12 protein-coding genes and 1 pseudogene are annotated in these 13,082 nt (G+C 69.2%); 9 read left to right on the top strand and 4 right to left on the bottom strand.

Annotated features, from left to right (window positions below):
- Positions 1 to 54 precede the first annotated feature (54 nt).
- Genes ABS361_05290 through ABS361_05320 form a run of 7 tightly spaced genes read left to right on the top strand, consistent with a single transcriptional unit; the run spans position 55 to position 6,427 of the window.
- Entirely contained in the window at positions 55 to 972 is a 918-nt protein-coding gene (locus tag ABS361_05290) for an ABC transporter permease (GenBank protein ID XBY45690.1), read from the top strand.
- Positions 973 to 989: 17 nt separating this feature from the next.
- Positions 990 to 1,877 (top strand): ABC transporter permease, encoded by an 888-nt coding sequence (locus ABS361_05295; protein ID XBY46815.1) that lies wholly within the window; start codon positions 990 to 992, stop codon positions 1,875 to 1,877.
- 5 nt (positions 1,878 to 1,882) lie between these two features.
- Positions 1,883 to 2,863 carry an ABC transporter ATP-binding protein gene (locus tag ABS361_05300; protein XBY45691.1) on the top strand — a complete coding sequence of 327 codons (981 nt, stop codon included), beginning with the start codon at positions 1,883 to 1,885 and terminating at the stop codon, positions 2,861 to 2,863.
- Positions 2,860 to 3,819, top strand: coding sequence for an oligopeptide/dipeptide ABC transporter ATP-binding protein (locus ABS361_05305; GenBank protein XBY45692.1), 960 nt, complete (start codon positions 2,860 to 2,862; stop codon positions 3,817 to 3,819). The genes ABS361_05300 and ABS361_05305 overlap by 4 nt, the downstream gene beginning before the upstream one ends.
- A gap of 46 nt (positions 3,820 to 3,865) precedes the next feature.
- Positions 3,866 to 5,287, top strand: coding sequence for a M20 family metallopeptidase (locus tag ABS361_05310; GenBank protein XBY45693.1), 1,422 nt, complete (start codon positions 3,866 to 3,868; stop codon positions 5,285 to 5,287).
- Positions 5,284 to 5,877: a M20/M25/M40 family metallo-hydrolase gene (locus ABS361_05315; GenBank protein XBY45694.1), complete on the top strand. Its 594-nt coding sequence runs from the start codon at positions 5,284 to 5,286 to the stop codon at positions 5,875 to 5,877. Before ABS361_05310 ends, ABS361_05315 begins: the two co-directional genes overlap by 4 nt.
- On the top strand, positions 5,828 to 6,427 hold the full coding sequence (locus ABS361_05320; GenBank protein XBY45695.1) for a M20/M25/M40 family metallo-hydrolase: 600 nt from the start codon (positions 5,828 to 5,830) through the stop codon (positions 6,425 to 6,427). The genes ABS361_05315 and ABS361_05320 overlap by 50 nt, the downstream gene beginning before the upstream one ends.
- 120 nt (positions 6,428 to 6,547) lie before the next feature.
- Here the strand turns inward: ABS361_05320 and ABS361_05325 are convergent, their stop codons facing one another.
- Complete coding sequence (locus ABS361_05325) at positions 6,548 to 7,567, bottom strand: 1-aminocyclopropane-1-carboxylate deaminase (GenBank protein XBY45696.1); 1,020 nt, start codon at positions 7,565 to 7,567, stop codon at positions 6,548 to 6,550.
- Between the two features lie 136 nt (positions 7,568 to 7,703).
- Between ABS361_05325 and ABS361_05330 the strand changes: the two genes are divergently transcribed.
- Complete coding sequence (locus tag ABS361_05330) at positions 7,704 to 8,183, top strand: Lrp/AsnC ligand binding domain-containing protein (GenBank protein ID XBY45697.1); 480 nt, start codon at positions 7,704 to 7,706, stop codon at positions 8,181 to 8,183.
- Between the two features lie 59 nt (positions 8,184 to 8,242).
- On the opposite strand, the pseudogene ABS361_05335 reads toward ABS361_05330, so the two are convergent.
- Positions 8,243 to 9,120, bottom strand: a pseudogene (locus ABS361_05335) (LysR family transcriptional regulator).
- Between the two features lie 108 nt (positions 9,121 to 9,228).
- Between ABS361_05335 and ABS361_05340 the strand changes: the two are divergent.
- Positions 9,229 to 10,233, top strand: coding sequence for a bile acid:sodium symporter family protein (locus ABS361_05340; GenBank protein ID XBY45698.1), 1,005 nt, complete (start codon positions 9,229 to 9,231; stop codon positions 10,231 to 10,233).
- A gap of 22 nt (positions 10,234 to 10,255) precedes the next feature.
- Here the strand turns inward: ABS361_05340 and ABS361_05345 are convergent, their stop codons facing one another.
- Both ABS361_05345 and ABS361_05350 read right to left on the bottom strand, forming a co-directional pair.
- A complete protein-coding gene (locus tag ABS361_05345; GenBank protein XBY45699.1) occupies positions 10,256 to 11,254 on the bottom strand; it encodes a CorA family divalent cation transporter in 999 nt (332 codons plus the stop codon).
- Positions 11,255 to 11,463: 209 nt separating this feature from the next.
- Complete coding sequence (locus ABS361_05350; GenBank protein ID XBY46816.1) at positions 11,464 to 13,005, bottom strand: inorganic phosphate transporter; 1,542 nt, start codon at positions 13,003 to 13,005, stop codon at positions 11,464 to 11,466.
- Positions 13,006 to 13,082: the final 77 nt, after the last annotated feature.

The following is a 13,082-nucleotide window of genomic DNA, read 5'->3' on the forward strand; positions in this document are numbered from 1 at the left end:
GGCCGCCGTTCCGGCGGCGTGTTTCGTCCTCCCTCCGAGGAAGGGCTCCAACCCATGCTGATGTTTCTTCTGCGCCGTCTGGCCGTCGCCCTGTCGGTGGCGCTGACGGTCTCGATCGTGGCGTTCCTGCTCCTGCATCTTTCCGGCGATCTGGCGGTCGCCATCGCCGGCCCCGAGGCCTCGCCCGCGCAGGTCGAGCAGATCCGCGTCCAGTACGGTCTCGACAAGCCGCTGGTCGTGCAGTTCCTCGACTGGCTCGCCGGGGCGGTGCGGTTCGATTTCGGCAACTCGTTCTATTTCCGCGAGACGGTCGCGGCGCTGGTGGTCGAGCGCATCCCGGTGACGCTGACGCTCGGGGCGATCTCGCTCGGCATCGCGCTCCTGGTCGCGATCCCGCTCGGCGTGATCGCGGCGGTCAATCGCGGCGGCTGGATCGATCGCGCGGCGCTGATGTTCTGCGTGCTCGGTCAGGCGATCCCGACCTTCTGGCTCGGGCTCAGCCTGATCCTGATCTTCGCGGTGAACCTGCGCTGGCTGCCGGTCTCGGGCAGCGGCACCTGGGCGCATTACGTCATGCCGGCGATCGCGCTCGGCTGGTACGCGGCGCCGGCGGTGATGCGGCTGACCCGCAACGGCATGCTCGACGTGCTCGCCTCCGACTACATCCGCACCGCGCGCGCCAAGGGGCTGCGCCGCTCGACCGTGCTGTTCAAGCATGCGCTGCGCAATGCCGTCGTGCCGGTGGTCGCGGTCGCGGCGGTGCAGTTCGGCTTCATGCTCGGCGGCTCGATCGTGGTCGAGGCGGTGTTCTCGATGCACGGCATCGGGCATCTGGCCTGGGAGGCGATCGGGCGCAAGGACTTCCCCGTCGTGCAGGCGATCGTGCTCCTGCTCGCCACCATCTACATCGGCCTGACCTTCCTGGCCGACGTCCTCAACGCCTGGCTCGACCCGAGGATCCGCGTCGCATGAGCGCCTCCGCCCCGACCATGGCCGCGGCCGATGCGGGCTTCGTGCGGCGCTCGCCGCTCGCCCGCTTCGCCCGCCGCGCCGCGCGCAATCCGAGCTTTCTCGCCGGTGCGATCGTGCTCATCGTGATCCTGGTCGCGGCGCTGGCCGCGCCGCTGATCACGTCGCAGGATCCCTATGGCCAGGACATCGCCCGCCGGCTGATCCCGCCGGTGTGGCAGCCGAAGGGCTCGTGGGAGCACTGGCTCGGCACCGACAAGCTCGGCCGCGACTACTTCGCCCGGCTGCTCTACGGCGCGCGCATCTCGCTCCTGATCGGCGTCGCGACCGTCGCGGTCTCCGGCGTGATCGGCACCGCGCTCGGCGTCGCCGCCGGCTTCTTCGGCGGCCGGGTCGACATGGTGATCGGCTACATCATCAACGTCCGCCTGGCGCTGCCGGTGGTCTTGGTGGCGCTCGCGGCCTCCGCGCTGGTCGGCTCGTCGCTCGAGATCGTCATCATCGTGCTCGGCCTGCTGCTCTGGGACCGCTTCGCGGTGGTCGCCCGCTCGGCGACGCAGCAGGTCGCCAATGCCGACTATGTCGCGGCGGCGCGCGCGATCGGCTGCACGACCAAGCGCATCGTGTTCTCCGAGGTGCTGCCGAACATCCTCAATCCGCTGATCGTGGTCGCGACGCTCGAAATGGCGCACGCGATCCTGCTCGAGGCGGCGCTGTCGTTCCTCGGCCTCGGCGTGCAACCGCCGCTGCCGTCCTGGGGCCTGATGATCGCCGAGGGCAAGCAATTCATGTTCTTCAGCCCGTGGGTGATCGCCATTCCGGGCGCCGCGCTCGCGGTGCTGGTGCTCGCGATCAACCTGCTCGGCGACGGCCTGCGCGACATCACCGCGCCCGAGAACAGGAGCTGAGACCCATGGCGCTCCTCGACGTCGAAAACCTCACCATCGACATTCCGACCGAGGCCGGCCTGTTGCATGCCGTCGGCGGCGTGTCGTTCAGCCTCGATCGCGGCGAGACGCTGGCGATCGTCGGCGAAAGCGGATCCGGCAAGTCGCTGACTTCGCTCGCGATCATGGACCTGCTGCCGGGCCGCGCGATCCGTCGCGCGACGCGGCTCTCCTTCGACGGCATCGACCTCGCCGCCACCTCGGATCGGCAGATGGAGGATCTGCGCGGCGACCGGATCGCCATGATCTTCCAGGAGCCGATGACCTCGCTCAATCCGGCCTACACGATCGGTGACCAGCTGACCGAGGCGCTGCGCCGGCATCGCAAGGTCTCCCGCACGGAGGCGCGCGACCGGGCGGTGCACCTGCTCGAGCGCGTCGGCATCACGGCCGCCGCCTCGCGGCTCGGGCAGTACCCGCACCAGCTCTCCGGCGGCCTGCGCCAGCGCGTGATGATCGCCATGGGGCTCATGTGCGAGCCGGACCTGATCATCGCCGACGAGCCGACGACCGCGCTCGACGTGACGATCCAGGCGCAGATCCTCCGGCTCCTGCGCGATATCCAGCGCGAGTTCGGCATGGCGCTGATCCTGGTCACGCACGATCTCGGCGTGGTCGCGCGCGTCGCCGACAAGGTCGCGGTCATGTATGCCGGCCGGCTGGTCGAGACCGGCACGACCAGGGCCGTGTTCGGCGCTCCGAGCCATCCCTACACGCGCGGGCTCCTGCGCTCGATCCCGGTGCCGGGCCGGACCGCGCCGGGCGAGCCGCTCGGCACCATCCCGGGCCAGGTGCCGAGCCTGATCGGCAACGTCTCCGGCTGCGCCTTCCGCAACCGCTGCGACCTCGCGGTCGAAGCCTGCGCCGGGGCGATCCCGGATGTCGCGCTCGCTCCCGGCCACAGCATGGCCTGCATCCTCGAACCGTCGCTCGCGAGGCCGCAATGACCGCTCCGGTTCCCGTCCTCGAACTGAGGAACGTCACCAAGACCTACAAGGTGCCGCAGGGCTACTTCAAGCCGATGGCGACGCTGACCGCGGTCGGCGGCGTGTCGCTGACGGTCGCCCGCGGCGAGGTCCATGCGCTGGTCGGCGAAAGCGGATCGGGCAAGTCGACGCTCGCCAAGATGCTGCTCGGGCTGATCCCGGCCAGTTCCGGCGAGATCCTGATCGACGGCGTGCCGATCGCCAAGACCGATCGGCGCGAGGTCGCCCGGCGCATCCAGCCGGTGTTCCAGGATCCGTATTCGTCGCTCAATCCGCGCAAGTCGGTCGCCGACCTGATCGCGCTGCCCCTGGTCGCGCATGGCATCGGCATGCCGGCCGAGCGGCAGGCCAAGGTGTTCGAGATGCTCGACGCGGTCGGTTTGCCGCGCCGGGTGATCGACGCCTATCCGAACCAGCTCTCGGGGGGGCAGCGCCAGCGCGTCGCCATCGCGCGGGCGCTCATCATGCGGCCCGACGTGCTGATCTGCGACGAGCCGACCTCGGCGCTCGACGTTTCGGTGCAGGCGCAGATCCTCAATCTGCTCATGGACTTGAAGCGCGAGTTCAAGCTCACCTACTTCTTCATCAGCCACAATCTGGCGGTGGTCGAGCATCTCGCCGACCGGGTCGCGGTCATGTACCTCGGCCGGATCGTCGAGGAGCGGAGCCGGGCAGGGCTGTTCGAGGCGCCGCGCCATCCCTACAGCCAGGCGCTGCTCGACAGCGTGCTGACGCCGGATCCCGAGCTCGGCATGCCCGAGGCCGGCATCACCGGCGCCTTCCCCAATCCGATCGCGCCGCCGCCCGGCTGCACCTTCCATCCGCGCTGCCCGCGCGCCTCCGACCGCTGCAAGGTCGAGGTGCCGAAGGCGGCCGCCGTCCCCGACGGCTTCGCGACCTGCCATCTGGCCGCCTGACGCCGCCTTCCGCCGTTCCATCGACATCAGTCCAAGGTTCGTTTTCATGTCCGAGACCCCGTCCCGCGCCGGCGCCGTCGCCCGCGCCGCCGCCCACTATTCCTCCGGCCGCTTCCTCGCCGACATGCGCCGCCGCGTGGCGATGAAGACCGAGAGCCAGTCGGGCGCGCGGGATGCGGAGCTCCGCGCCTATCTGACCGAGGAGATGGTGCCGACGCTCGACAAGCTCGGCTTCACGTCGCGGATCTTTGACAATGCGGTTGCCGGCAAGGGGCCGTTCCTGGTCGCCGAGCGGATCGAGGACGCGACACTGCCGACCGTGCTCGTCTACGGCCATGGCGACGTCGTGCTCGGTCACGAGGGCCGCTGGCGCGACGGGCTCGATCCGTGGTCGATCACGGTTGACGGCGACCGCTGGTACGGTCGCGGCACGGCCGACAACAAGGGCCAGCATTCGGTCAACATCGCAGCCCTCGAAGAGGTAATGGCCGAGCGCGGCGGTACGCTCGGCTTCAACGCCAAGATCCTGATCGAGATGGGCGAGGAGGCGGGGTCGCCGGGCCTGCGCAAGCTCGCCGAGACCCATGGCGACGTGCTCGCCGCCGACGTGCTGATCGCCTCCGACGGCCCGCGGCTCCGGGCCGAACGGCCGACCGTGTTTCTCGGCTCGCGCGGTGCGCTCAACATCGATCTGGTGCTGAACCTGCGCGAGGGCGCGCATCATTCGGGCAACTGGGGCGGGCTCCTTGCCAATCCGGGCACCATCCTCGCCAATGCCATCGCCTCGCTCGTCGACGCGCGCGGCAAGATCCTGCTGCCGGCGCTCCGGCCGCCGGCGATCCCGGATGCGGTGCGCCAGGCGATCGCGGACCTCACCGTCGGCGGCGGGCCCAATGATCCGGCGATCGACCGCGACTGGGGCGAGCCGGGTCTGACCCCGGAAGAGCGCGTGTTCGGCTGGAACACGCTCGAGGTGCTCGCCTACGAGACCGGCACTCCGGCCGCGCCGGTCAATGCCGTGCCGCCCTCGGCCAAGGCGACCTTGCAGCTCCGCTTCGTCGTCGGCACCGATCCGATGGCGGCGATCGAGGCGATCCGCGCGCATTTCGACGCCAACGGCTTCGAGAAGATCGAGGTCAAGGCGAGCCGCATGGAGATGTTCGCGGCGACCCGGCTCGATCCGGCCGACCCGTGGGTCGGCTTCGCGCTCGCCTCGCTTGCCGAGACCACGGGCAAGAAGCCGGCGCTGCTGCCGAACCTCGGCGGCTCGATCCCCAACGACGTGTTCTCCGACGTGCTCGACCTGCCGACGATCTGGGTGCCGCATTCCTATCCGGCCTGTTCGCAGCACGCCCCGAACGAGCATCTGCTCGGCTCCGTTGCCGAAGAGGCGCTGCGCCTGATGGCGGGCCTGTTCTGGGACCTCGGCGAGCATGGCCGCACGATCCGGGAGGCCCGTCGCGCATGAGCCCGCTCGCCGCTGCCGCCAGTGCCTGGCTCGCCACCCGTCGCGGCGAGATGGAAGACTTTCTCCGCCGGCTCGTCGACATCGATTCCGGCAGCCGCGACCGCGCCGGCATCGACGCGGTCGGCGATGCCATGGCCGCGATGCTGGAAGCCGACGGCATCGCCGTCGAGCGCTATCCGGACGAAACCTATGGCGCCGTGCTCAAGGCCGAGGTTCCGGGCAAGGTCGGCGGCGCGCCGGTGCTGCTGATGGGGCATCGCGACACGGTGTTCCCGAAGGGCACGGTCGCGTTCCGGCCGTTCAGCCGCGACGGCGACACGGCGTTCGGGCCGGGCGTCGCCGACATGAAGGGCGGGCTCGTCGTCGACCTGTTCGTGCTGCGCGCGCTCAAAGCCGCGGGCGGCACCGACTTCCCGCTGATCGGCCTGTTCACGGCCGACGAGGAGATCGGCTCGCCGTCCGGTCGCCCGATGATCGAGCGGATCGCGACCGGCGCGCGCGGCGTTCAATACCGAACCGGGCCGGGCCTCGGGCAATGTCGTGACCGCGCGCAAGGGCGGGCTGACGCTGCACATCACCGTCACCGGTAAGGCGGCGCATTCGGGCGTGAACCATGCCGATGGCGCGAGCGCGATCGGCGCGCTCGCCGCCAAGGTCGGCCGGCTGCATGCGATGACCGACTACGCGGCGGGGATCACCACCAACGTCGGCACGTTCCGCGGCGGGCGCACCCACAACACGGTCGCCGATCGCGCCGAATGCGAGCTCGACATCCGTTTCGTGGCGGTCGGGCAGCTCGACGATATCCTGGCGCGCGTCGAGGCGATTCTGGCGGCGGAGGATGTGCCGGGCACGGCGGCGTCCTACGAGCGCGGCCACCTGTTCATGCCGCTCGAGGAGCGGCACTCGTCCGATCTCTTCGCGCGCTACCGCCAAGCGGCGGCCGACGTCGGTTTCGATGTCGGCGGTGAGTTCACCGGCGGCTGCGCCGATTCCGGCTTCACGGCCGCGCTCGGCGTGCCGTCGCTGTGCGGCCTCGGCCCGGTCGGCGGCGGTGCCCACACCGATCAGGAATGGTGCCGGCTCGATACGCTGGTGCCGCGCGCGCAGGCGCTGGCGGTGACGATCGCGGGGCTCTGAGGCGAGGGCGGCGCCGATCCCTGACGGCTCCGTCGACATCCACCGCACAAAGAAAAGAGCGCCGGAACCCGAGTTCCCGGCGCTCTTCCTGTGTCTGGGAGACACACAGTCCGCTCCGGCTCAGCCGTTGCGATAGGTGTAGGCGTAGCCGTTGATCGCCGGGGCGCCGCCGAGGTGGGCGTAGAGCACCTTGGAGCCTTCCGGGAAGTAGCCCTTCTTCACGAGGTCGATCATGCCCTGCATCGACTTGCCCTCGTAGACCGGGTCCGTGATCATCGCCTCGGTGCGGGCGGCGAGACGGATCGCCTCGTTGGTCTCCTTGCTCGGCACGCCGTAGGCCGGATAGGCGTAGTCCGGCAGGATCACGATCTCGTCGTCGCGGACGTCGCGGCCGAGTTCGACCAGCTTCGCCGTGCGGTCGACGATCTCGCGCACCTGCGAGCGGGTCTGCTCGAGTGTGCCGGAGGCGTCGATGCCGATCACGCGGGTGGCGCGGTCGTCGGCGGCGAAGCCGACGATCATGCCGGCCTGGGTCGAGCCGGTCACGACGCAGACGACGACATAGTCGAACTTGAAGCCGAGTTCGGCTTCCTGGGCACGGACTTCCTCGGCGAAGCTCACGTAGCCGAGGCCGCCGTAGGGATGGACCGAGGCGCCGGCCGGGATGCCGTAGGGCTTGCCGCCGGCGTCCTTGACCGACTGGATCGCGTCTTCCCAGCTCTTGCGGATGCCGATGTCGAAGCCGTCCTCGACGATGCGGCTGTCGGCGCCCATCAGGCGGGTCATCAGGATGTTGCCGACGCGGTCATAGACGGCGTCCTCGTGCGGAACCCAGCTCTCCTGCACGACCACGCACTTCATGCCGATCTTGGCGGCGGTCGCGGCGACCATGCGGGTGTGGTTCGACTGCACGCCGCCGATCGAGACCAGCGTATCGGCGCCCGACTTGATCGCGTCCGGCACGATGTACTCGAGCTTGCGCAGCTTATTGCCGCCCATGGCGAGACCGGAGTTGCAGTCTTCGCGCTTGGCGTAGATCTCGACCTTGCCGCCGAGGGCGGCGGTCAGGCGCGGCAGGTGCTCGATCGGCGTGGTGCCGAAGGTCAGCGGGTAACGTTCGAACTTGTCGAGGCGCAGCATCGCGGTCTCCAGAATGAGGATGCGCGACGCTAGCAAGTTTGCTATGAAAGGTGCTCTCGAAGTGGATGTCTGATTTTTGTGACTCTTCCGCAGAATTGGCATTTTGTGGAAGAAAGGGCTTAAAATCACGATTTTGATGAAAGAATCTTCCGAACCCTTGGAACTCGATCGGGTCGACCGTAAGATTCTCCAATTCCTGCAAAGGGATGGGCGGATTTCGAATGCCGATCTCGCGGCTGCCGTGAACGTCAGCCCGGCGACCTGCCATCGCCGGACGCAGCGGCTGTTCGAACTGGGCGTGGTGAAGTCCGTCCGGGCCGAGATCGAGCCGCGCATGGTCGATCGCGGCACGCTGGTCATGGTCGGCGTCGAGCTCGACCGCTCGACGCCCGAGGCCTTCGCCGAGTTCGAGATCGCGATCCGCAAGCTGCCCTTCGTGCTCGATTGCCATCTGGTGGCGGGCGACTTCGACTTCTTCCTCAAGATCCGCGTCCGCGACATCGCCGACTTCAACCGGCTGCACGGCGAACAGCTGATCGCGCTGCCGGGCGTGCGGCAGACGCGCACCTTCTTCGTCATGAAGGAGGTCATCGACAACGCGTTGCTGGATTTCTGAAGCGGCACATGGGGCCGGGCAGGGTAGGCGGGGCCACGCCTCCGGCTCCGGCCCGCCTCTCACCCGGTCATGCGGAGCCGCGCTTCGCGAAAGGCGCGGCCGTGCTCGAGGATCGTCTCGGCCAGCGCCTCGACCGGCGCGCTCGGCCGGCCGACCGCGGGCACGACAACGAACTCGGTCTCGGCGAGCGGCGGCAGACCGGCCGCCGGGCCGGGTACGACGACACCGTCGGCCTTCAGGCACTCCGATTGCGCGCCGACGCCGAGGCCGCCGCCAACTGCGCCGACGAGGCCGGACAGCGAGCCGCAGGTGCAGACGATGCGCCAGGGCACGTCGGCGGTCGCCAGCGCGGCGAGCACCGCCTCGCGCGTGATGCTGCGCGGCGGATAGAGCACGAGCGGCAGCGGCCGTTCCGGATCGCGCCGCCAGTCGGGCGCGGCGATCCAGACCATCGGCTCGCGCCAGACCGTGCGGCCGCGGCCGTCGCCGGCGCGGCGCTTGGCGAAGATCAGGTCGAGCGCGCCCTGATCGAGCCGCTCATAGAGATCGGCGGCGAGGCCGACGCTCATTTCGAGGTCGACGCCCGGATGGCGCGCCGCGAAGGCGCGCAGCACCTGCGGCAGCAGGCTCGACAGCGCGAAATCCTCCGAGGCGCCGAGCCGGACGCGACCGCGCAGCTCGGCGCCGGTGAAATAGCGCTCGGCGCGGGCATGGGCGGCCAGGATCTCCTCGGCGAGCCGCGTCAGCTCTCGCCGTCGACGGTCAGCGCGACCCGGTGCGTGTCGCGATCGAACAGGCGCCGGCGCGTCGCGGACTCCAGGCGGCGGACATGCTGGCTGACGGTCGATTGCCGAAGCCCGCGCCGGCGCGCGGCCTCCGAGAAGGAGCCGGTCTCGGCGACGGCAAGGAAGGAGACGAGCAGGTCGGGATCATACATGCCGGTTATCATAGAACATGATGACCGAAACTTCGATGAACGGTATTCCGAATGAGCCGCCGAACCGTCATAAGTCGGTCTTCCGCTCTCTCATCAGCCGGTCCGTCGATGTCGCTCGCCCGTTTCCTGCCCGATCGCTTCACCACCTTCCTGATCGCGACCGTGATCCTCGCCAGCGTCCTGCCGGCCAAGGGCGAGGCGGTGCCCGTGCTGGCGGTCGTCACCGACATCGCGATCGCCTTCATGTTCTTCCTTTACGGGACGCGGCTCGCGACCAAGGCGGTGATCGAGGGCATGGCGCATTGGCGCTTCCATCTCGTCGTGCTGGCGGCGACCTTCGTGATGTTCCCGCTGATCGGCGTCGCGGTGACCAAACTGCCGACCTGGCTGTTGCCGGCGCCGCTGGCGCTCGGGCTGCTCTATCTCTGCCTGCTGCCGTCGACGATCCAGTCGTCGCTCGCCTTCACCTCGATCGCGGGCGGCAATGTCGCCGCCGCGATGGTCGCCGCGACGCTGTCGAGCCTCCTCGGCACCGTGCTGACGCCGCTGCTGGTCGCCTGGCTCGCCTCCGCGCACGGATCGGTCGCGACGGCGGATGCGATCCGCGAGATCGTCAAGCTGCTGCTCATTCCCTTCGTGCTCGGCCAGCTCGCGCGGCCGTTCATCGGCGGCTTCGTGGCGCGCCACAAGCAGATCCTCGGCGCGACCGATCGCGGTTCGATCCTGCTCGTGGTCTATGGCGCGTTCAGCCATGCGGTGGTCGCCGGCATCTGGCAGGCGCTGCCCCCGAGCGGGCTCCTGTTCATGGTGGTGATCGAGGCGGTGATCCTCGGTTTCGCCCTGGTCACGACGCGCTTCGTCGCCCGTCGGCTCGGCTTCGATCGCGCCGATACGATCGCGATCGTGTTCTGCGGCTCGAAGAAGAGCCTCGCCTCGGGCGTGCCGATGGCCGGCGTGCTGTTCGCCGGCCCGGATCTCGGCATGGTGCTGCTGCCGGTGATGCTGTTCCACCAGATGCAGCTCATGGTCTGCGCCGTGCTCGCGCGGCGCTGGGGGGCCGAGTCCGCCGCGCTCGCCGCCGGAGCGCCGACGCCCGTGCCCGCCAAGGCCTGAGCCGGACCTCGCCGCAGGCATCTCAGCGGCGGCCGACGCCGACGCGCCAGAGTGCCAACGCGGCGGCGGCCGCCGAGGCGAGCATCAGGCCGGTCGCCCACAGCGCGCCGTCGGGAATGTCCTGCAAGGGCAGATCTTTGGTGTTCATGCCGAAATAGCCCGTCACCAGCGTCGGCGGCAGCAGGAGGCTGGTCGCGATCGACAGGATGTAGAGGTGACGGTTGGTCTCCTGCTGCTGACGCGTGTCGATCTCCTCATGCAGGAGGCGGGCGCGCTCCTGCAGCGAGACGACGTCCTGATCGAGCGCGGCGAAGTGATGGCCGCGCTGCTCGAACATGGTGCGCGTCGCGGGGCCGAGCTCGGCCGGCAGCACGGCGTCGAGCCGGTGGAACAGCCGCGCCGTGGTGCGCAGCGTGCGGTGCACCTGAATGAGCCCGCGCCGCAGCGTGCCGACGCGGGCGCGCAGGTCGGCGCGGCGCTCGGTGAAGATCTGTTCCTCGATCGTGTCGATCTCGTCGTTGTAGCCCTGGACGATGTCGCCGATCGTCAGCTCGAACGTCTCGGAGAGCGCGCCGAACAGGTCGGCCGGGCCGGCGAAGCGACGGCCGGCGTCGATCTCGGAGCGCACCGTCGCCATGGCGCGCAGCGGATGGGTGCGCGCGGTGACCAGCAGCCGATCGGTCGCGAGGAACCGGAAGCGGTCGTACTCGACCGCGCTCTCGTCGAGCTCCAGTCGGCGGAAGTCCGGCATCACGCCGACGATGGCATGCGGGGTGACCGACAACGACAGGTGCCGGTCGCGGGCGAGCAGCGCACGGCAGCCGTCGGCGGGAAGAAGCGCGAGGTTCGGCAGATAGACCGGCAGGCGCGCGTCGGTCAGCGAGAAATGCAGCCACAGGAAGCCGTCGGCCGGCAGTTCGTTCGGCGTGACGGTTTCGGCCGGCAGCAGCCGCGGCGCGGCGTGCGCGGGGAAATGATAGGCCCAGATCAGGCCGGGGATCGGCAGGTCGTCGGCGCTCATGGCGGCCTCCTCGGGCGGCATCTCGCAGGCGTCGTTCGCGCCGCAGCCTCGAGGGATGGCGCGGGCGCGGCGGCCCGGACGGAGCGGGAAGGGAAGGATCTCGTCAGCGGTCCGGCCTGACGATTCCGTCAGGCGCGTACCCTGAAATGGATCCGCCGGCCTCGCGGCCGGCGGATGGGGCTTGTCGAAAGCTGAGGCTGCGCGGCCGATCAGGCGAACAGCTTGGCGAACAGCACGTAGAGGCCGGCGGAGAGCGCCATGGCGACCGGCAGGGTCAGGACCCAGGCGAGCAGCATGTTGCGCAGCGTCGAGAGCTGCAGGCCGGACTTGTTGGCGGCCATCGTGCCGGCGACGCCGGACGACAGCACGTGTGTGGTCGAGACCGGCAGGCCGAGGCCGTCGGCGGCACCGATCGTCGCCATGGCGACGATCTCGGCCGAGGCGCCCTGCGCGTAGGTCAGGTGCGACTTACCGATCTTCTCGCCGACCGTGATCACGATGCGCTTCCAGCCGACCATCGTGCCGAGGCCGAGGGCGATCGCGACCGCCACCTTTACCCAGTCCGGGATGAACTTGGTCGAGTCGTCGAAGGCCTTCTGCAGCGTCTTGATCTTGGCTTCCGAAGCGGCGTCCATCTTGGCGCCGTGGGTCTTCAGGAGCAGACGCGCGGTCTCGGAGGCGAGGTACATGTCGTTGCGGACGTTCTGCACCGCGGCGGCCGGCACCTTGGCGAGCGTCTTGTAGGCGGCGACCTGGTCGGAGATGTCGAGCGCCAGCTTCTGGAACGACGCGACCGTGGTGTCGGTGATCTGCTTGGTGCGGATGTATTCGGTCAGATCGTCGCGATACTTCTCCGGCGCCGGGGCCTTGACGAAGGCCTGCATCACCGTGACCGCGCCGGCCGAGGCCTGCTGGTAGGCGAGGGTATGGCTCTCCGGCATGGCGCGGTTCAGCGCGTAGGCGGTCGGGACCGTGCCGATCAGGATCAGCATGATCAGGCCCATGCCCTTCTGGCCGTCGTTCGAGCCGTGGAAGAAGCTGACGCCGGTGCAGGTCAGGATCAGCAGACCGCGGATCCACCACGGCGGCGGCTGGTTGCCCTTCGGCTCCTCGTAGAGCGCCGGGTTTCGGATGGCGAACTTGAGCAGCAGGAACAGGCCGGCGGCGCAGGCGAAGCCGAACAGCGGCGACAGCAGCAGCGAGTAGCCGATCTCGGTCGCCTTCGACCAGTCGACGCCCGAGGTGCCGTCGCGACCGCGCAGCAGCGCGTTGGCGATGCCGACGCCGATGATCGAGCCGATCAGCGTGTGCGACGACGAGGCCGGCAGGCCGAACCACCAGGTCGCGAGGTTCCACAGGATCGCGGCGATCAGCAGAGCGAACACCATCGCAAAACCGGCCGAGGAGCCGACCTGCAGGATCAGTTCGACCGGCAGCAGCGAGATGATGCCGAAGGCGACGGCGCCGGTCGAGACCAGCACGCCGAGCAGGTTGAACACACCCGACCACACGACGGCGACGTTGGCCGGCAGCGAGTGGGTGTAGATGACCGTCGCGACCGCGTTTGCCGTGTCGTGGAAGCCGTTCACGAACTCGAAGCCGAGCGCGATTACGAGCGCGACGCCGAGCAGCAGGAACGGCAGGAAGGTGCGATGGTCGTCCGGCGCGGCGGTCGCGTCGACATAGAGCGAATAGGCGACGTAGAGCAGGCCGGCGGTCAGGAGACCGACGAACAGCAGGATCGTCGCCATACCGGAATTATGGTCGAGCTTCGGTCGTTTGGTGGCGGATCCGGCGAGCGCCGGATCGAGTGCGATATCGGACAAGG

Source organism: Ancalomicrobiaceae bacterium S20, from assembly GCA_040269895.1.
Lineage (GTDB): Bacteria > Pseudomonadota > Alphaproteobacteria > Rhizobiales > Ancalomicrobiaceae > Methyloraptor > Methyloraptor flagellatus.